Origin of the sequence: Aeromonas sp. OTU364 (assembly GCF_038440395.1) — a bacterium.
In the GTDB taxonomy this organism is placed as follows: Bacteria; Pseudomonadota; Gammaproteobacteria; order Enterobacterales; family Aeromonadaceae; genus Aeromonas.
This window is the reverse complement of record NZ_JASATR010000011.1, coordinates 1-18,898: the sequence shown is the minus strand read 5'-3', so window position 1 is coordinate 18,898 and position 18,898 is coordinate 1. Positions and strand designations below refer to the sequence as shown.

Here is an 18,898-nt window from a genome sequence, read left to right as displayed (position 1 = left end):
GCCGCTACCCCACCCTGCTGACCCCGCTCGACCCTGGTGTTACCCCGATCAAGAACCGGGTCTTGCATATGGATTCCTGCGTGCTGGCCTCGAAAAGGAGTTCATCATGAGCCTGTATCCAACGCTGCTGACTCCCCTGGATCTCGGCTTTACCCAGCTCAAGAACCGGGTATTGATGGGTTCCATGCACACCGGTCTCGAGGAGGAGAAGGGGGGCTTTGACAAGCTGGCCGCCTTCTACGCCGAGCGCGCCCGCGGCGGTGTCGCCCTCATCGTCACCGGCGGCATAGCCCCCAACCTGCGGGGGCGCCTGGTGCCCCATGGCTCGCAGCTCAGCTTCCCCTGGCAGGTCGCCAAGCACAAGAAGGTGACCGGCGCCGTGCATCAGGAGGGGGGCAAGATAGCACTGCAGATCCTCCATGCCGGTCGCTATGCCTATCATCCGTTCAGCCTGGCGCCGAGTGCCATCCGGGCTCCCATCTCTCCGTTCAAGCCGCGGGCCATGAGCGAGCGGCAGATCCGCGGCACCATCAGGGACTTTGCCTCGACCGCGGCACTGGCCAAGGCGGCGGGCTATGACGGTGTCGAGGTGATGGGGTCGGAAGGCTATCTCATCAACCAGTTCATCTGCGAGCGCACCAACCAGCGCAGCGACGGCTGGGGCGGCAGCAGCGAAAACCGCATGCGTTTCCCGCTGGAAATCGTGCGGGCCATTCGCGAGCGGGTCGGCAGCGACTTCATCATCATCTTCCGTCTCTCCATGCTGGATCTGGTGGAGAAGGGCTCCTCCCTGGAGGAGGTGATAGCGCTCGGGAAGGCGCTGGAGCAAGCCGGGGTGAGCCTCATCAACACCGGCATCGGCTGGCACGAGGCGCGCATCCCCACCATAGCCACCAGCGTGCCACGCGGTGCCTTCAGCTGGGTGACCGCCGAGCTGAAAAAGCACCTCACAGTGCCGCTTATCACCACCAACCGCATCAACACCCCCGAGGTGGCCGAGCGCATCCTGGCGCAGGGGGAGGCGGATATGGTCTCCATGGCGCGCCCCTTCCTGGCCGACCCCGAGTTCGTCATCAAGGCCGCCGAGAACCGGGCGGACGAGATCAACACTTGCATCGCCTGCAACCAGGCCTGCCTGGATCACGTGTTCAAGCAGAAGCGTGCCTCCTGCCTGGTCAATCCCAGGGCCTGTTTCGAGACCGAGCTGACGTTTGGCCGGGTGCCGCAGCCCAAGAAGCTGGCGGTGGTGGGGGCCGGGCCGGCCGGGCTGGCGTTCGCCTGCTACGCCGCCGAGCGCGGCCATCAGGTGAGCCTGTTCGATCAGGCGCCGACCATAGGCGGCCAGTTCAACTTCGCCAAGCAGATCCCGGGCAAGGAGGAGTTTCACGAGACCCTGCGCTACTTCGCCAGGCGGCTGGAGAAGTGTGGCGTCGAGCTCTATCTCGGCCAGCGCCAGAGCGCCGAGAGCCTGCTTGGCGGCGGTTTTGACGAGGTGATCCTCGCTACCGGCATACGTCCTCGCACCCCCAACATTCCCGGCATCGATCACCCCAAGGTGCTGAGTTACCTCGACGTGCTGCGCGATGGCAAGCCGGTGGGCGACAAGGTGGCGGTGATCGGGGCCGGCGGTATCGGCTTCGACGTGGCCGAATTTCTGGTGGAGAAAAAGTCGGAGGGGAGCGCGGATCATCATCGCGATCACTGGCTCAGGGAGTGGGGCATCGACAAGAGCCTCGGCGAGCGCGGCGGTCTGATGACGCCTGTGATCGACGCGCCCGAGCGCCAGATCTGGCTGCTCCAGCGCAAGGAGAGCAAGGTGGGGGATGGCCTCGGCAAGACCACAGGCTGGATCCACCGCACCGTATTGAAGAACCGCAAGGTGCAGATGCTCTCCGGCGTGCAGTACCTGCGCATTGACGACGAGGGGCTGCACATCCAGGTGGGGGAAGCCAGACAGTGCCTGCCGGTGGATCAGGTGATCATCTGCGCCGGACAGGAGCCCCTACGGGAGCTGCAGGCCGGCCTGCAGGCGGCGGGCAAGCCGGTGCACATCATAGGCGGTGCCGACGTGGCGGCGGAGCTGGATGCCAAGCGCGCCATCCGCCAGGGGGCCGAGCTGGCGTCCGTCATCTGAGCCGGCTCATCGCGTAGGAAAGGGACCCATGGGTCCCTTTTTTTATGGCTCACCCCGGCCCGGGCAGTTTCACCGGGGACGGTATTGTTGTATTTGTGGTATTCAAACGTTCTCTGTTTGTATCCATTGCATGGTCGAATGCCATTGGGGCTGGGCGCAGATGGGAAGCCGATGGGAAGATCGGCCAGATCCCGGCGAGCCCCGGAAGCGGGCAATGGGCGCCGTCTATCAATAGGAACTCTCTGTCGGGTGCCGGATGCACCTGGGATCGGTAAAGGAAACCCAGCAAATGAGCCTAGCTACATCACGGATACCCACTCAGGGGGCTGTTCATCGCTTGAGTGCCATCGCCTTGGGCATGGCGATGCCCCTGCACGGCACCACCGCCAGCGCCGACCCTGCGGGACGGCTCATTTTTCTCGGCTGGACCGCCGATCAACAACATTCCGTCTGGCTCTCCGCCATCTCCCCCGGCCAGTTCGAGGTCGAATCTGCCAAGCAGAGCCAGATCTATGACAGCTGGCGGCAGGATCACAAGGGGCTGCACCTGACCGTCTCGCCGGAGGCGCAGAACGGGGGCACGCACAAGCTGTATGCCTATGTCGATTCAAACGGCAAGCGGGTCCTGCTCGACACAGATAACCAGCAACCCGGTCATTTCACCTTCCCGGACCATTTCACTCCGCCTGATCGGCCCTCACGGCCGACTTCGCCACCCCAGGGGTTGATGCCGACTCTGCCGGGTGGTGTGCAGCCGCCGGTCGGCACTCTGCCACCCCAGGGGGTGATGCCGACTCTGCCGGGAGGCGTGCGACCACCGGTCGGCACCCTGCCACCCCAGGGGATGATGCCGACCCGTCCTCCCCTCGGCGGCATCAACCGACCCGGTGGTGTGCAGCCGCCGGTCGGCACTCTGCCGCCGCAAGGGGTGATGCCGACTCTGCCGGGAGGCGTGCGACCACCGGTCGGTACTCTGCCGCCGCAAGGGGTGATGCCGACTCTGCCGGGTGGTGTGCGACCACCGGTCGGCACCCTGCCACCCCAGGGGATGATGCCGACCCGTCCTCCCCTCGGCGGCATCAACCGACCCGGTGGCGTGCAGCCGCCAATCGGTACTCTGCCGCCGCAAGGGGTGATGCCGACTCTGCCGGGAGGCGTGCGACCACCGGTCGGTACTCTGCCGCCGCAAGGGGTGATGCCGACCCTGCCGGGTGGCGTGCGACCACCGGTCGGCACTCTGCCGCCGCAAGGGGTGATGCCGACTCTGCCCGGTGGCGTGCAATCACCGGCGGGCACTTTGCCACCGCAAGGGGTAATGCCGACTCGCCCACCGCTGGGGGAGAGGCCCTTCATCACTCTGCCGGGGACGGTCGAGCCTCCAGTTGCGTTGCCAGGCAGGGTGACAGCGGGTCAGCAGGCGAGTGAACGCGCCCTGAACGAGAGGACGCTGTGCGTGATGGCCGAGGAACGGGATCAGTTGCCCCAGGAGCTGCGAGATCGGTATCCCGATTGCCCCTTCACCCGTGTCGAGCTGGCGGGGGGCCAGGTGGCCAGCCAGACCCAGCCTGCCCCCTTGCCGGAGGGACGGAGCTGGAACCTGTGGGTGGACGAGGTCTATTACGACATCTCGGATCACCGCGAGGGGTTGGACATGTCGGGCTCGACCAATGTGTTCAGCCTGGGGGCGGATACCCGGCTCGACAACGATCTCATCCTCGGCATCAGCGTCGCCCGGGTCGACAGCAAGGTGGACTCCTTCAATGGCAGCATGCGGCTGTCCGCCGGTGGTTACAACCTAAGCCCTTATCTGGCGTACCCGGTATCGGCCAGCTGGATGCTGGATGGCAGCCTGGTGTATGGCTGGATGGATAACAATCAGGACCTCCTGTTCCTCTCCGGTGATTATGGCTCTACCTCCGTTGGCGGCAGCCTGGGGGCCACCGGTCAGTACTTCTGGGAAGCGACCTCGGTGCGACCGCGGCTGGCCATCAACTACAGCCACAGCCGCAGCGACGGCTATCGGATGGAGGGGGATTACCAGGGGCTGGCACTGAGGCTGAATCGGGACAGCGACAGTTACAACCAGGGCAACATGACGGGAACGGTCGAATTCAGCCGTGTCTATTACACCAGCAAAGGCCTGCCTCTGATGCCTTATGGGGAGCTGGGGCTGGATTATGGCTTTGAGCGGCCGAACGATGGCTATATCCTGACGGGTGATCTCAGCTCGGCCCGCACCGAACCGCTCAGCGGCACTGTGCGACTGGGGATGCGCACCCTGATTGGCGGCGAGGCCACCCTGACCACCAGTGCCGGATACACCAGCATTGGGCAGAATGGACTCAACATCTGGGAGTGGCGCATCAACCTGTCCAAGCCGTTCTGACCCCTATCGACAGGGCGGCTCATCGCCCTCATGACCTAGAAGGAGCATCGAATGGATGCACTGACACTGCTGCTCAATCGCCACTCCTGTGGCCGTCTGACCACCCCGGCCCCGAGTGGCGAGGTGCTCGACAATATTCTGAAGGCCGGCCTGCGGGCACCAGATCACGGCACCCTGACACCCTGGCAGTTCATCCTGTTTGAAGGGGAGGGGCGCGAGCGTCTGGGGGCCCTGCTGGCGGACGCCGCTCGCGCCCGCGGCGAGGACGACGAGAGCATCAAGAAGTGCAGTGAGGCGCCCCTGCGAGCGCCCCTGGTGGTGGCCGTCGCGACCCGCTATCAGGCACACCCCAAGGTACCTAAGCTGGAGCAGGAGCTCTCCGCCGGCTGCGCCCTGATGGCGATGCAGATGGCGGCCCAGGCACAGGGGTTCAACGGCATCTGGCGCTCCGGCTGGTTCATCTTCGACGAGGGGATCAATCAGGGACTGGGGCTGGCACCGGACGATCAACTGGTGGGCTTCCTCTACCTGGGCACCCCCATGCTGGAGGCGCGCAAGCTGCGGGAGTTACCTGTTGCTGACTTCGTCCGTCGCTTCTGAGTCGAAGATAGTGCAGAAAAGCCCTGATTATTCAGGACTTTTTTATTTCCCCCCAAATGGCGTCAGGCTGTACTGATAAATGGAAACTTGCCAAGGGGGAGTTCGGGCTTGCCTGGGAATTTTTTGAATAGTGAGAGGCTGTTCTCAATCCTGGTTGATTACCCTATGTAAAACGTTTGCGCCCCGTTATTATCCCACTGCCAGTTTAGAAGGTGACCCCTTCTAATTTTCTGCGATGAGAGTCGCAATTCCGTAGCACCTTTTTACAGCCCAGCGTCGTCATGACATTGGGCTTTATTTTTATGGGCGGTTTTCTGCGCCAGCACCACGGCGTCTGTGGGCGGCATCTTTTTACAGTCTCTCCGGGCCTTGGTGACATAGGGCTGTACGTTTATGGGCCCCTACCTCCCGGTCACTGGCATCTAGCCCCTGGCGGGCAGGATGCGGGCAGGATTGCCCACCACCCGGGCTCCGGCCGGGACGTCTCTGGTCACTACGGCCCCCGCGCCGACGATGGCCTCCCGCCCTATGGTGATCCCCGGCAGCAGTATGGCGCCACCGCCGATCCAGACCCTGTCTTCTATGGTGACCGGCAGCGCCGTCTCTACCCCCAGGATGCGCTCATCGGCGTCCAGGGCGTGGGCGGCGGTATAGATCTGTACGTTCGGCCCTATCATGACGTCGGCGCCGATGCGAATGGGGGCGTTGTCCAGCAGGGTGGCCCCCATGTTGATGTAGCTGCGCTCGCCAAGGTGGATGTGGCGGCCATAGGTGCAGTAGAGGGGCGGGCAGATAAAGGCCCCCTCCGCCAGCTCGCCGACGATCTCGCTGAGCAGGACCCCTTGCTCCTCCTCGTCGCTGCGATTGAAGTGGCGATAGCGGCGCGCCGTCTCCCGGCGCAGGAGATCCAGCTCGGGGGCCATGCAGTTGTAAGGTTGACTGGCGATCATCTTTTCGTATTCGGTCATGGCTGGGCCTCAATGGGGTGGAGGAGGAGAGCATAAGCCATCGAGGGGGATAGAAGCGTGAAGCTCTCCCCAGAGTGGACAGAAGGGTGCGCAGCTGGCGCCGGGAAACGACAAGGGCACCCTGGGGTGCCCTTGTTGGTCTGCATAGCAGGATAACGCTCTCTATCAGCCGTGCTTGCGGCCTGAGAGACGGCACCACTCTTCCTTCACTGCGGTCGGGTCCATGTCGAACCACTGGCCGTAGATGGTCTCCAGCTCCGGGGCCTGGCTCTCCAGCACGCCGGAGAGCGCCATCAGGCTGCCGGGCTTGCCGTGGCCGGCGATGAGCGGCGCCAGCTCCCGCAGTGGGCCGGCGAGGATGTTGGCGACGACGACGTCCGCCTCGACGTCTTGCGGCTGGTCGGCCGGCAGGTAGAGCTCGATCTGGCCGGCGACGCCGTTGCGCTCGGCGTTGTCATGGCTGGCCTGGATGGCCTGCGGGTCTATGTCGATGCCGATGACACGGGCGGCGCCGAGTTTGAGGGCGGCGATGCCGAGGATGCCGGATCCGCACCCGAAGTCGACCACCGTCTTGCCGGCCAGATCCAGCCCGTCCAGCCACTGCAGGCAGAGCGCCGTGGTGGGGTGGGTGCCGGTACCGAAGGCCAGGCCCGGATCCAGCATGACGTTGACCGCATCGGGATTCGGCACGTCGCGCCAGCTCGGGCAGATCCAGAGGCGCTCGCCGAACTGCATGGGGTGGAAGTGATCCATCCACTCGCGCACCCAGTCCTTGTCCTCCAGCTGCTCGACCTTGTAGCCGACGTCTTCCCCGAAGATCTGCTGGAAGAAGGCGATGGTGGGAGCCGGGTCGGTTTCGGCATCGAACAGCCCCATCACCTCGGTCTCGCCCCAGAGCGGCGTTTCACCAGGCAGTGGCTCGTAGACGGGCACATCCTGGGCATCCATAAAGGTCACCGCCTGGGCTCCACGCCCCAGCAGCATGTTGCTCACCTTGTCCGCGGTCTTGGCGGTGGCGTTGATTCGAATTTGTATCCAGGGCATGGGGTCGACTCTTCATAAATGTGAAACCGCGGGATTCTATCATCATGGGCCTGTGCTGTCGTGGTTTGCCCATGATGGGATGGGGAAGGAAGGCAACTCTGCCAAGTTGGCACGGTTAATGTATTCCTTACTGGGTGACGGGAAGCAACTTGTTCCCGCTGAATGCTTTGCTCTATGAAGTTCCGTCATCTTTTTCAGCCACCTTCGGGTGGCTTTTTTTATGCCGGCGCGCTGAAAAACGGTCATTTTGCGGGTAAAAGCAGACATTGGCACGCAATCTGCAAAGTTCCACATGTCCTGCATAAGGATATGTGTGTGATTGTTACCCCAACGTTCAGGTTTTGAGGGCCATCCCGGCGGGATGGCCTCTTTTTTATGGTTTTTTCGGGGGAAGGGTCCGTCAGGAGCCCAGATCGGCTGCGGGGCTGTGCACTCTTGGGGCTTGTCACTGGTGATCTCACCCCATGATGGTGCATTTTTTACCTATAAGGGAATAGATCGCATGGCTGCGGGGCTCCCTAGCGGCAAGGGCCTCAGCTGGCGAAGCCGCTCATGTCGATCACCAGCTTGCCCACCATGCGGCCCGCCTCCAGCTCGCGATGGGCCTGTGCCAGGCTGGCCGGAGTCAGTTCGGGCAGGGTGCGAGTGAGCGTGCTCTTGAGCACCCCTTGGTCCAGCAGGGCGGCGACCCGGCCGAGCAGCTGGTGCTGCTCGATCATGTCCGGGGTCTGGAACAGGGAGCGGGTAAACATGAACTCCTGGCAGAAGGTGACGCTCTTGGTCTTGAGCAGGCCCAGATCCCAGGGCTCGCTGGATTCGGCAATGGTGCAGATGTGACCGAAGGGGCGAATGAGGCTCGCCATGGCGGCCCAGTGCTGCTCGGTGGCATTGGTGCAGAAGATGGCATCGAGCTGGCTGATGCCAAGGCCGGCCAGCTCTTCCTGCAGGTTGTGATGACTCACGACCTGGTGGGCGCCCATGGCCAGGCACCAGTCACGGGTTTCAGGCCGGGAGGCGGTGGCGATCACCTCCATCCCGGTGAGCTGGCGGGCCAGCTGGATGGCGATGGAGCCGACGCCGCCGGCGCCACCGATGACAAGCAGTCGCCCGGTACTTTCGCGGTTGAGGCCGATGCGCTCGAACAGGGTCTCCCAGGCGGTGATGGCGGTCAGGGGCAGGGCGGCGGCTTCCAGGTCGCTCAGGGTCTTGGGGGCGAGGGCGGCGATGCGCTCGTCCACCAGTTGCAGGGCGCTGTTGCTGCCGGGGCGGCTGATGTCGCCGGCATACCAGACCCTGTCCCCCGCCTTGAACAGGGTCACCTCGTGGCCCACGGCCACCACTTCCCCCACGGCATCCCAGCCCAGCACCCGAGGATTGCTCTCTACCTTGGCCTTGGGGGCGCGCACCTTGGTGTCCACCGGGTTGACCGAGGTTGCCGTTACTTTCACCAGCAGATCCCGTGGGCCCGGGGTCGGATCCGGCAGCTCGGTCTCGATGAAGCAGTGGGGGTGATCGCTTGGCAGATAATGGGTGAGGGCGATGGCTTTCATGGCAGTTCCTTTCAAATCGCTATGAGTGGGATTGCCAGAGAGTCTAGTCTGGTTGATTATTCCGATTAAGATAGATAATCGGGACAGACTGTTTGTATATATGAACAATGTCGAACTGGAGTTGATGGGGCTGTTCGCCACCGTGGTGGAGCAGGGCAGTTTTACCGGGGCGGCCGAGGTGCTCGGCATGCCCAAGTCCTCGGTGAGCCAGAAGATCTCGCGCCTCGAGTCACGGCTCGGGGTGCGGCTGTTGCAGCGCACCACCCGCAGGCTCAGCCTGACCCCCCAGGGGGAGGTCTATGTGGAGCATTGCCAGGCCCTGCTGGCCCTGGCGAGAAGCGCCAATCTGGCCATGGCCAGGTTGCGATCGGCCCCGGCGGGCCGGGTGCGGATCACCGCCCCCGAGGCGACCGGTACCCTGCTGCTTGGCCGGATCCTGGCCGAGTTTCGCGCCCTCTACCCCGAGGTGGTGCTGGAGTTGACCTTGAGTGACGAGCAACTGGATCTGGTGGGGGAGGGCTACGATCTGGCGCTGCGGGCGGCGCCGCTCAAAGATTCCAGCCTCATCTGCCGGCGTATCGGCCAGGTGGCGCGTCACCTGGTGGCGGCCCCGGGTTATCTGGCGAGCCAGGGCACGCCGCAACAGCTGGCGGAGCTGGGGGGGCATGCCTGCCTGGTGCATGGGGCGCTGCTGGTGTGGCCACTGCAGGAGGGGGGCTGGCGACCGCAGGGGGCCTGCCTCAGCAACAGCTTGCTGGCGCTGAGGGAGCTGGCGCTTCACGAAGGGGGGATCGCCCTGTTGCCGGATCACGTCTGCCGGGACGATCTGGCGGCGGGGCGCCTGCTGAAGGTGCTGCCGGATCACCCCATCCCCCCCAATCCCTTCTATCTCATCTATCCGAGCCGCGAACACCTGGCCCCCGCCCTGCGCAGCCTGATGGACTTCGTCGCCGAGCGGCTGCCCTTCGCCTGATCAGCGGTGCTGGCTGAGGGGGGCCTGGCCGGGCTCGAGGCCGAGGGGGACCGACTGGCGCTCTGCCAGCATGCGGATCTGCCCCTCGATGAGGCCGGCGTTGGGGCCCAGTACCAGCACTAGCTGATGCTCGTTGAGCTGGATCCAGGAGAGGCAGCCGAGCCTGGCCAGGCGGGACTGATCCACCAGCGCCATCTCCCTCACCCGCAGGCTGAGGCGCGTCAGGCAGACGCTCATGGCCTGCAGGTTGTCCATGCCCCCCAGCATCTTGAGGTACTGGATGGCCAGCATCTGGGGATCTGTGGGGGCCACTGTCGCGAGCTGGGGCAGATCCTCGGCGATGGGCTTGCTCGGCAGGCTGAGGGGGGCGTATTCAAGCAGCCGGGAGAAGACCAGGGCATAGATGACGAAGAACAGGATGCCGAGGGGAATGAGCCAGAAACTGTGCTCGCCGGCGCCATAGCTGAGCACCAGATCCAGCAGCCCGGCGGAGAAGTAACTGCCCACCTGAATGCCGAGTCCGCTGCAGATGGCCAGCGACAGCCCGGTCAGCAGGGCATGGGCCAGGAACAGCCAGGGGGCGGTGAAGGCGAACAGGAATTCGATGGGTTCGGTGATCCCCACCAGGGCCGAGGTGAGCGCCAGGGTGAGCAGCAAGCCCCCCTGTGGCAGGCGTCGCATCCGCTGGCGATGGAGCCAGATGGCAAAGCAGGCGCCGGGCAGGCCGAACATGATGACCGGATAGAGACCCGCCACATAGCCCTCGTGCAGCGGCTGGGCGGCGGAGAGCGCCTGCAGGTTGCTCTCCCCCAGCCCCATGAGGCTGCCCAGCACCTGGTGCAGGCCGAGGGGGATCAGCAGCCGGTTCAGCACGCCGTAGCAGAAGGCGCCAAACGGCGTGGTGAGCAGGTCGGAGGCGAGCAGGGTGATGCCTTGCTCCAGCAGGGGCCAGAGCAGGGCCAGGGGCACGACCAGCAGCAGGCTGGCCAGGGCCGATAGCAGCAGGCCGGGCAGCTCCTCCTGCAGCGGCCGCAGCCAGCCGGGGAGGGAGAGGCTGCGGGTCCAGGAGCAGACCATGGCGGTGGTCAGGCCCGCCAGCAGGCCGCAGATCATGTCCGCATGCAGGCCGGGCTGCAGGGTGGCGAGCGCCGAGCTCAGCAGCAGGAAGTTGACCGCGCCGGCCAGGGCCTGCGCCCCTTGCCCCTGTCGGCTCAGCCCGAAAGCGATGGCCACCGCATAGATGAGCGGCATCTGGCTGAAGAGGGCGCGTCCGGCCAGGGAGAGCACCGCCAGATCCAGCACGTCCGGCTGGCCGAGCCGATAGAGCAGGGCCGCCAGCGGCAGAATGGAGACGGGCAGCAACAGGGCATAACCGAGCCGTTGCAGGGACTGGGTCAGGATCTTTCTGGCGTTCTGGACTGGCATAAGGGCGCGGCATTTTGTGACGTGGCGCACATTTTACCCACTCGCACCCATTTGGGAATAGGTGCGAGTCCCTTTATTGGCCCCTTTCTTATTTCTGATCAAACAATCGGCGAACCGACTGATCCGGGGCCGGGGTCAGCAGGCTGACCAGGATGAAGGCCGCAAGGCCGAGCGCCAGGCTCGGCACTATGGCGTGCAGGCCGGCCAGCTTGATCCCCCACTGACTCAAGACCCCGTAGCAGACAATGCCTGACACCATGCTGGCCAGGGCCCCGGGGCCATTGGCCCGCGACCAGTAGAGGCCGAGCACCAGGGGCCAGAGGAAGACCGCCTGCAGGCCGCCGAAGGCGAGCAGGTTGAGCCAGATGATCATCTCGGGGGGCTGCAGCGCCGCCAGCAGCACTAGCGTGCCGAGGATCAGGGTGCAGAGCAGGGAGAGCCGTGGAATGCGCACCTCCAGCTTCTCTTGGCGAGGATTGAGGTAGTTGAGGTAGAGATCCTTGACCAGGGTCGCCGAGGCCTGGATCAGCTGGGAGTCGATGGTAGACATGATGGCCGCCATGGGGGCCGCCAGGAAGACCCCGGCCAGCCAGGGGGGCAGCACCTCCATCATCAGGGAGGGCATGATCTTGTCCGGGCTGTCCATGCCGGGCAGGATGGCGCGGCCCAGGGCACCGGCGAGGTGCATGCCCAGCATCAGCAGGGCGCTGACCACGGTACCGATGAGGATGCCTCTGTGCAGCGCCTTGCTGTCGCGGTAGCCGAAGCAGCGCAGGGCCGAGTGGGGCAGCCCCACCACACCGACGCAGACCAGGATCCAGAAGCTGAGCATGAAGGGCTGGGTCAGCATGTCGCCGGCACCGGTCGGGCTCACCAGCTTGGGATCGATCACCTTGAGCTGGTGGATGAGGTTCGGCAGGCCGTCACCGGCAATCAGGATCCCCGCCAGCAGGGCCCCTGTGCCGATCAGCATGATGATGCCCTGCAGGGCATCCGTCATCACCACCGCGCGAAAGCCGCCGATCACCGTGTAGAGCAGCACGCAGCTGGCAAACAGGAAGAGCCCCTGCTGGTAGCTGAGGCCGGTGGCGGTCTCCAGCAGGCGGGCGCCGCCGATGAACTGCACCACCATGGTCGCGATGAAGGCGAGGATGATGGTCACCGAGCCCAGCACCACCACCCACTTGCTGCGGTAGCGGGCCCACAGCATGTCGTTGATGGTCACCGCATTGACCCGGCGGGCTATGATGGCGAACTTCTTGCCAAGCACCCCCAGGGTGAGCCAGACGGTGGGCAGCTGGATCATCGCCAGCAGCACCCAGCCCAGGCCTATCTTGTAGGCGGCACCCGGCCCGCCGATGAAGGAGGAGGCCGAGGTGTAAGTGGCCACCAGCGTCATGGCCAGCACCAGGCCGCCCATGCTGCGGTTGCCGATGAAGTACTCCTGCACGAAGTCACCCCCGGCGCGGTGGCGACCGGCCCAGAAGCCGACCCCCAGCACCAGCATCAGATAGACGAAGAGCGGCAGCATTAACTCAAGATTCATGGGGTGACTCCTGGGGGGCCAGCGGGACCTCGGTAAACCGGGGATCCATCATGGGTTCAGTACGCGGCTCAGGAGTCATGAGGGGGCTCCTCGGTGTCCAGAGGAATGTCGACGAACAGACGATCCACCATGAGCGCACACAGGCCGATGAACAGCAGTGGCATCAGCATGCAGCTGAGCAGGAACCAGAGCGGCATATCCCAGAGTTCCAGCTCTTCCGGGATGAAGTAAGCGGTGCCATACCAGGCAACGAAATAGAGCAGGGTCAGCAGCAGGCAGAGGGCTGCTTCCCGACGGGCGAGCGCGAAACGATTCACCTTGGCCTCCGACAATTTTGAGGGGCGCAAGGATAACAAAAAAGGGCCATGTCGCCATGGCCCTTTTTCAATTGTCGATCCCGATGGATCGGGCAATCGCTCGCTAAATGTGGATCTCTTACAGACCCAGCTTCTTGTGCAGGTAGTGGTTGTTTGTGCTACCACCGTGCGCCAGGTTGCAGGGTCCCGAGACCTCTTACAGACCCAGCTTCTTGTGCAGATAGTGGATGTTGGTACCACCGTGCTGGAAGTTCTCGTCCTTCATGATCTCTTTTTGCAGGGCGATGTTGGTCTTGATCCCTTCCACCACCAGCTCGTCGAGAGAGTGACGCATGCGGGCGATGGCGATGTCACGGTTCTCGCCGTAACAGATCAGCTTGCCGATCATGGAGTCGTAGTAGGGCGGCACCTTGTAACCCGCATAGATGTGGGATTCCCAGCGCACGCCCAGACCACCCGGCGCGTGGAAGCGCTGGATGAGACCAGGAGACGGCATGAAGGTGGCCGGATCCTCGGCATTGATCCGGCACTCGATGGCATGGCCACGGAGACGGATGTCCTGCTGGGTGATCGACAGGGGCTGGCCGGCGGCGATGCGCAGCTGCTCCTTGATGAGATCCACGCCGGTGACCATCTCGGTGACCGGGTGCTCGACCTGGATCCGGGTGTTCATCTCGATGAAGTAGAACTCGCCGTTCTCGTACAGGAACTCGAAGGTGCCCGCACCGCGGTAGCCGATCTCGAGGCAGGCGCGCACGCAGCGCTCACCGATGAACTTGCGCATCTCTTCGGTGATGCCGGGTGCCGGCGCCTCTTCCACCACCTTCTGGTGACGACGCTGCATGGAGCAGTCCCGCTCACCCAGGTAGAGGGCGGTGCCCTGGCCGTCTGCCAGCACCTGGATCTCGATGTGGCGCGGGTTCTCCAGGTATTTCTCCATGTAGACCATGTCGTTCTTGAAGAACTGGCCCGCTTCGGATTTGGTCAGGGCGATGGCGGCGGCCAGCTCCGACTCGTTGCGCACCACGCGCATGCCACGACCACCACCGCCACCGGCGGCCTTGATGATCACGGGGTAGCCGATCCGCTTGGCGATGGTGGCGTTGCGCTTGGCATCGTTGTCCACCGGGCCGTCGGAGCCGGGTACGCAGGGGACGCCCGCCTTCTTCATGGCTTCGATGGCGGAAACCTTGTCACCCATCAGGCGAATGGTCTCGGCGCGCGGGCCGATGAAGATGAAGCCGGATTTCTCGACCACTTCGGCGAAGTCGGCGTTCTCGGAGAGGAAGCCGTAGCCCGGGTGGATGGCGACGGCACCGGTCACCTCGGCGGCGGCTATGATGGCCGGCACGTTGAGGTAGGACTCACCGCTGGCGGGCTTGCCGATACAGATGGTTTCGTCGGCCAGGAGCACATGCTTGAGCTCCCGATCGGCAGTGGAGTGAACGGCCACTGTCTTGATCCCGAGCTCTTTGCAGGCGCGCAGGATCCGCAGGGCAATTTCACCGCGGTTGGCGATGACTACTTTGTCCAACATGGGTGGCGTCTTCCCTTATTCGATGATGAACAGCGGCTCGTCAAATTCGACGGCCTGACCATTTTCAACCAGGATCGCTTTGATCACACCGGCCTTGTCAGACTCGATTTGGTTCATCATTTTCATGGCTTCGACGATGCACAGGGTGTCGCCGACATTGACGTGCTGACCGACTTCCACGAACGGCTTGGCTTCCGGGCTGGAGGAGCGGTAGAAGGAGCCCACCATGGGGGAGCGCATCAGATGGCCACTCGGGGCGGCATCGGCAGCAGGGGCGGCGGCCGGAGCGGCAGCGGCGACCGGGGCGGCGGCTTGTTGAACCTGTGCCGGCTGCATCATCATCTGCGGGGCAACGCTAACCTGGCCGGAGAAATTACGGCTGATGCGAACGGACTCTTCCCCTTCGGAGATTTCCAGCTCGGCGATGCCGGACTCTTCAACCAGTTCAATCAGCTTCTTGATTTTGCGGATATCCATTAGCATTCTCTTTCTTCTTTATCTGATCAGTGATTATCAAGCCGCGCGCAACTGATGCACGGCCGCGGTTAAAGCGAATTGGTAGCCATCGGCACCCAGCCCACAAATGACCCCCTTGGCGACATCAGACAGATAGGAGTGATGGCGGAAGGGTTCCCTGGCATGCACGTTTGACAGGTGAACCTCGATAAAGGGGATGGCCACGCCCAGCAGGGCATCGCGCAGGGCGACGCTGGTGTGGGTGAAGGCGGCCGGGTTGATGATGATAAAATCCACCTGGCCCATGGCCTGATGAATGCGGCCGACCAACTCATGTTCGGCATTGGATTGCAGGTGTTCCAGGGTGACACCGAGTTCGTTGGCGCTTTGCTGCAGATCGGCGACGATCTCATCGAGCGTCTTGCTGCCGTAGATTCCCGGCTCCCGCTTGCCCAGCAGATTCAGGTTGGGACCGTTGAGCAGGAGGATTCGGTGATGTTGCGACATATTGAGTACATCCTCGATGATTATGCTGCTATCTATCAGCTATCTGTGGACCACCAAAAATCTAGCCACTTTCTGCACAATTCGGTGTGCCCTGGCACACAGATTTCGCAATTATATTGATTTCGTGAAAATTAGCAGCATTTTACTGGTCTAATCTCTACATCTGGCCATTTATTGAGCATGGTGGCGCCCGGAGCCGCTCTGCCGCAGCATCCACCTCTTCAGGCTTTCCAGACACGACAAAGCCGGCACAAGGCCGGCTTTGTCGTGCAGCAAGCGAAGGGGATCAGGCCGCTTCCGACTTCTCGCGGATCAGCTTGTCCACGACACCCGGATCCGCCAGGGTGGAGATATCCCCCAGGCTGTCGGTCTCGCCGGTGGCGATCTTGCGCAGGATACGACGCATGATCTTGCCGGAGCGGGTCTTCGGTAACCCCTCGGCCCAGTGGATCACATCCGGGGTGGCGATGGCGCCTATCTCCTTGCGCACCCACTCCTTCACCTCTTTATGCAGCTCCCGGCTCGGCTCCTCCCCGGCGATCAGGGTGACATAGGCATAGATGCCCTGACCCTTGATCTCGTGGGGCACCCCCACCACGGCCGCCTCGGCGATCTTCGGATGGGCCACCAGGGCCGACTCGATTTCGGCGGTGCCCATGCGGTGGCCGGAGACGTTGAGTACATCATCCACCCGACCGGTGATCCAGTAGTAGCCATCCTCGTCGCGACGGGCACCGTCGCCGGTGAAGTAGCGGCCCGGGAAAGTGGAGAAGTAGGTCTGCTCGAAGCGCTCGTGATCGCCAAACACGGTGCGCATCTGGCCAGGCCAGGAGTCGGTGATCACCAGGTTGCCCTCGGTGGCGCCCTCCAGCGGCTCGCCCAGGTTATCCACCAGGGCCGGCTGCACCCCGAAGAAGGGACGGGTGGCGGAACCGGGCTTGAGGGCGGTGACGCCGGGCAGGGGGCTTATCAGGATGCCGCCGGTCTCGGTCTGCCACCAGGTGTCGACTATGGGGCAGCGCTCGTCCCCTATGGTGCGGTAGTACCACTCCCAGGCTTCCGGGTTGATGGGTTCCCCCACAGATCCCATGATGCGCAGGCTCTGGCGGGAGGTGCCTTCGATGGCCTCCTTGCCCTTGGCCATCAGGGCGCGGATGGCGGTGGGTGCGGTATAGAGGATGCTGACCTGGTGCTTGTCCACCACCTGGCTCATGCGGTTGGTGGCCGGGTAGTTCGGCACCCCTTCGAACATGAGCGTAGTGGCGCCGTTGGCGAGCGGCCCGTAGACGAGATAGGAGTGGCCGGTGACCCAGCCCACGTCGGCGGTACACCAGTAGATGTCCTCCTCGTGATAGTCGAACACGTACTTGAAGGTGAGGGCGGCATAGACCAGGTAGCCGCCCGTGGTGTGCAGCACTCCCTTGGGCTTGCCGGTGGAGCCCGAGGTGTAGAGCACGAAAAGGGGATCCTCGGCGCCCATGGCTTCGGGCGGGCAATCCGGGCTGGCAGCGGCGACGGCGTCGTGCCACCAGATATCCCTGTGGTCATGCCAGGCGACCTTGCCGCCGGTGCGCTTGAGGACGATCACCTTGCTGACCTTGGTATCCGGGTGGGTGAGCGCCTCGTCCACGTTCTTCTTGAGGGGGATGGGGCGGCCACCGCGCAGGCCCTCGTCGGCTGTGATGACGATGGAGGAGCCCGAGTCGATGATGCGGCCCGAGAGCGCCTCCGGCGAGAAGCCGCCGAAGACGATGCTGTGCACGGCGCCGATGCGGGTACAGGCGAGCATGGCGATGGCCGCCTCAGGCACCATGGGCATGTAGAGGCAGACCATGTCACCGCGCTTGACCCCCTGGGCTTTGAGCACGTTGGCAAACTTGCACACCTCGGTGTGGAGCTCGCGATAGGTGAGCTTGCGATCCTCGGCCGGGTTGTCCCCTTCCCAGATGATGGCGACCTTGTCGCCGCGTTGGGCCAGGTGGCGATCCAGGCAGTTGGCCGACACGTTGAGCAGGCCATCCTCGTACCACTTGATGGAGACGTGGCCCGGATCGTAGGAGGTGTTCTTGACACGGGTGTAGGGCGTCATCCAGTCGAGAATCTTGCCCTGCTCCCCCCAGAAGGCGTCCGGGTTCTGCACCGACGCCAGGTACATGGCTTCATAACCTTCCTTGTCCAGCAGGGCGTCGCTACCTATGTGGGCCTTGACCGGATAGACCTTGCTCTCGCTCATCTCTCACTCCTGTGAATACATTTTTGTAATGATTGAGTAACAACTTATACCTTTGGCACGGGAGGGCAATTAGACTTTTGGATAGCGACGAGAGGGGCCGGTCGACATGGCCGAGGGATCGCGAAGAAGGGAGCCTGAGGCTCCCTTCTGTCATTGGGCTGTCCGGGATCTTCAATGCCCTGTGGCGAGCATGGAGGTCATGTGGGGTTCGGACAGGGGGTGGCTGAACAGGTAGCCCTGGCCCTCCTCGCATCGCAGGGATTGCAGGAACTGGCGCTGGGGCTGGGTCTCTATGCCTTCCGCCGTGACCGCCATGCCGAGGCTGTCTGCCAGGCTGACTATGGTGCGGCACAGCTCCCGGCTGTGCCTGTCGTCGGGCAGCGCCTGCACGAAGGCCCTGTCTATCTTGATGCGGTCTATGGGCAGGCTTTTGAGCAGGCTCAGAGAGGAGAAGCCGGTGCCGAAGTCGTCGATGGCGATCTGCACTCCCAGCGCCTTGAGGCGGGTAAAGAGGCGCAGGCTCTGATCCACGCTCTGGATGATGCTCTCGGTGACCTCGATCTCCAGCCGCTCTGCCGGGAAGCCGGTCTGCGCCAGGATGGCGGTGACCCTGTCCACGTAGTTGGGGGAGCGCATCTCCCTTACCGACACATTGACGGACAGCCTGGGCACGGCGAACCCCTCCGCCAGCCACCGCTGTCCCTGCTGGCAGGCGGTGCGCATCACCCATTCCCCCAACTGCTCTATCAGGCCGCACTCCTCGGCCACCGGAATGAAGCGGGCGGGAGAGATAATGCCCTCGCTCGGGTGCTGCCAGCGTACCAGGGCCTCGAGGCCGCTGAGGCTGTCACTGGCCAGATCCGTCATGGGTTGGTACAGCAGGCGGAACTGCTGCTGCTCCATGGCCTTGATCAGCCCCTGCTCCAGGGCCATCCGCTCCCTCATCTGCGTCATCATCTCGGGGGAGTAGAACAGATGGCCGTTGCGGCCCCGGCGCTTGGCCTCATGCATGGCATTGTCCGCCGCACTGATGAGGCTGTCTGGAGTCAGGCCATGATCCGGGTAGAGGGCGACCCCTATGCTGGCGGAGAGCCTCACCCGCTCCTGCCCTATGTCGGCAGGAGCGTGGAGCCTGTGTTGCAGCCGCTCGATCAGCCCCACCAGCTCCTGGTGGGGGGGGGGGGGGGGGGGGGGGGGGGCGCGGCCATAGATTGTGTGGGGG

The 18,898-nt window shown here is 63.7% G+C and carries 15 protein-coding genes; 4 read left to right on the top strand and 11 right to left on the bottom strand.

From position 1 onward, the window contains the following. The first annotated feature begins 106 nt into the window (after positions 1 to 106). From AAHB08_RS12155 to AAHB08_RS12145, 3 genes are all read left to right on the top strand, one after another. Positions 107 to 2,134, top strand: a complete 2,028-nt coding sequence (locus AAHB08_RS12155) for an NADPH-dependent 2,4-dienoyl-CoA reductase (RefSeq protein ID WP_342059059.1) — start codon at positions 107 to 109, stop codon at positions 2,132 to 2,134. 289 nt (positions 2,135 to 2,423) lie between these two features. Beyond that, positions 2,424 to 4,520: an autotransporter outer membrane beta-barrel domain-containing protein gene (locus AAHB08_RS12150; RefSeq protein WP_342059058.1), complete on the top strand. Its 2,097-nt coding sequence runs from the start codon at positions 2,424 to 2,426 to the stop codon at positions 4,518 to 4,520. Positions 4,521 to 4,571: 51 nt separating this feature from the next. Beyond that, a complete protein-coding gene (locus AAHB08_RS12145) occupies positions 4,572 to 5,120 on the top strand; it encodes an NAD(P)H nitroreductase (RefSeq protein ID WP_342059057.1) in 549 nt (182 codons plus the stop codon). A 422-nt stretch (positions 5,121 to 5,542) separates the two neighbouring features. On the opposite strand, the gene AAHB08_RS12140 is transcribed toward AAHB08_RS12145, so the two are convergent. From AAHB08_RS12140 to AAHB08_RS12130, 3 genes are all read right to left on the bottom strand, one after another. Then, positions 5,543 to 6,088 (bottom strand): sugar O-acetyltransferase, encoded by a 546-nt coding sequence (locus tag AAHB08_RS12140; RefSeq protein WP_342059056.1) that lies wholly within the window; start codon positions 6,086 to 6,088, stop codon positions 5,543 to 5,545. A 165-nt stretch (positions 6,089 to 6,253) separates the two neighbouring features. After that, positions 6,254 to 7,132: a 50S ribosomal protein L11 methyltransferase gene (prmA, locus tag AAHB08_RS12135; RefSeq protein ID WP_005317670.1), complete on the bottom strand. Its 879-nt coding sequence runs from the start codon at positions 7,130 to 7,132 to the stop codon at positions 6,254 to 6,256. A 533-nt stretch (positions 7,133 to 7,665) separates the two neighbouring features. Further along, complete coding sequence (locus AAHB08_RS12130; protein ID WP_342059055.1) at positions 7,666 to 8,682, bottom strand: zinc-binding alcohol dehydrogenase family protein; 1,017 nt, start codon at positions 8,680 to 8,682, stop codon at positions 7,666 to 7,668. Positions 8,683 to 8,782: 100 nt separating this feature from the next. Between AAHB08_RS12130 and AAHB08_RS12125 the strand changes: the two genes are divergently transcribed. Continuing rightward, complete coding sequence (locus tag AAHB08_RS12125) at positions 8,783 to 9,655, top strand: LysR family transcriptional regulator (RefSeq protein WP_342059054.1); 873 nt, start codon at positions 8,783 to 8,785, stop codon at positions 9,653 to 9,655. Here AAHB08_RS12125 and AAHB08_RS12120 read toward each other — a convergent pair whose 3' ends face one another. The 8 genes from AAHB08_RS12120 to AAHB08_RS12085 form a co-directional block, all read right to left on the bottom strand. Then, entirely contained in the window at positions 9,656 to 11,080 is a 1,425-nt protein-coding gene (locus tag AAHB08_RS12120) for a PTS transporter subunit EIIC (RefSeq protein ID WP_139437288.1), read from the bottom strand. An 88-nt stretch (positions 11,081 to 11,168) separates the two neighbouring features. Continuing rightward, positions 11,169 to 12,626, bottom strand: a complete 1,458-nt coding sequence (panF, locus tag AAHB08_RS12115; protein WP_139437290.1) for a sodium/pantothenate symporter — start codon at positions 12,624 to 12,626, stop codon at positions 11,169 to 11,171. 68 nt (positions 12,627 to 12,694) lie between these two features. Further along, on the bottom strand, positions 12,695 to 12,943 hold the full coding sequence (locus AAHB08_RS12110) for a YhdT family protein (protein WP_330847497.1): 249 nt from the start codon (positions 12,941 to 12,943) through the stop codon (positions 12,695 to 12,697). 196 nt (positions 12,944 to 13,139) lie between these two features. Beyond that, positions 13,140 to 14,480: an acetyl-CoA carboxylase biotin carboxylase subunit gene (accC, locus tag AAHB08_RS12105; protein ID WP_025326014.1), complete on the bottom strand. Its 1,341-nt coding sequence runs from the start codon at positions 14,478 to 14,480 to the stop codon at positions 13,140 to 13,142. A gap of 15 nt (positions 14,481 to 14,495) precedes the next feature. Continuing rightward, positions 14,496 to 14,957: an acetyl-CoA carboxylase biotin carboxyl carrier protein gene (gene accB / locus AAHB08_RS12100; protein WP_139437295.1), complete on the bottom strand. Its 462-nt coding sequence runs from the start codon at positions 14,955 to 14,957 to the stop codon at positions 14,496 to 14,498. A gap of 36 nt (positions 14,958 to 14,993) precedes the next feature. Next, positions 14,994 to 15,443 (bottom strand): type II 3-dehydroquinate dehydratase, encoded by a 450-nt coding sequence (gene aroQ, locus AAHB08_RS12095; protein WP_342059053.1) that lies wholly within the window; start codon positions 15,441 to 15,443, stop codon positions 14,994 to 14,996. 286 nt (positions 15,444 to 15,729) lie between these two features. Further along, positions 15,730 to 17,676, bottom strand: a complete 1,947-nt coding sequence (gene acs / locus AAHB08_RS12090) for an acetate--CoA ligase (RefSeq protein ID WP_319912690.1) — start codon at positions 17,674 to 17,676, stop codon at positions 15,730 to 15,732. Between the two features lie 171 nt (positions 17,677 to 17,847). After that, positions 17,848 to 18,898 (bottom strand): putative bifunctional diguanylate cyclase/phosphodiesterase (locus AAHB08_RS12085; RefSeq protein ID WP_342059052.1); only part of this gene is annotated, 1,051 nt, incomplete at its 5' end.

What these genes read in the sequence shown, in the direction of transcription:
- AAHB08_RS12130 (WP_342059055.1), bottom strand. Translation starts at nt 8,682, where the DNA reads ATGAAAGCCATCGCCCTCACCCATTATCTGCCAAGCGATCACCCCCAC.
- AAHB08_RS12155 (WP_342059059.1), top strand. Translation starts at nt 107, where the DNA reads ATGAGCCTGTATCCAACGCTGCTGACTCCCCTGGATCTCGGCTTTACC.
- acs (WP_319912690.1), bottom strand. Translation starts at nt 17,676, where the DNA reads ATGAGCGAGAGCAAGGTCTATCCGGTCAAGGCCCACATAGGTAGCGAC.
- AAHB08_RS12145 (WP_342059057.1), top strand. Translation starts at nt 4,572, where the DNA reads ATGGATGCACTGACACTGCTGCTCAATCGCCACTCCTGTGGCCGTCTG.
- aroQ (WP_342059053.1), bottom strand. Translation starts at nt 15,443, where the DNA reads ATGTCGCAACATCACCGAATCCTCCTGCTCAACGGTCCCAACCTGAAT.
- prmA (WP_005317670.1), bottom strand. Translation starts at nt 7,132, where the DNA reads ATGCCCTGGATACAAATTCGAATCAACGCCACCGCCAAGACCGCGGAC.
- accC (WP_025326014.1), bottom strand. Translation starts at nt 14,480, where the DNA reads ATGTTGGACAAAGTAGTCATCGCCAACCGCGGTGAAATTGCCCTGCGG.
- AAHB08_RS12150 (WP_342059058.1), top strand. Translation starts at nt 2,424, where the DNA reads ATGAGCCTAGCTACATCACGGATACCCACTCAGGGGGCTGTTCATCGC.
- panF (WP_139437290.1), bottom strand. Translation starts at nt 12,626, where the DNA reads ATGAATCTTGAGTTAATGCTGCCGCTCTTCGTCTATCTGATGCTGGTG.
- AAHB08_RS12125 (WP_342059054.1), top strand. Translation starts at nt 8,783, where the DNA reads ATGAACAATGTCGAACTGGAGTTGATGGGGCTGTTCGCCACCGTGGTG.
- accB (WP_139437295.1), bottom strand. Translation starts at nt 14,957, where the DNA reads ATGGATATCCGCAAAATCAAGAAGCTGATTGAACTGGTTGAAGAGTCC.
- AAHB08_RS12120 (WP_139437288.1), bottom strand. Translation starts at nt 11,080, where the DNA reads ATGCCAGTCCAGAACGCCAGAAAGATCCTGACCCAGTCCCTGCAACGG.
- AAHB08_RS12140 (WP_342059056.1), bottom strand. Translation starts at nt 6,088, where the DNA reads ATGACCGAATACGAAAAGATGATCGCCAGTCAACCTTACAACTGCATG.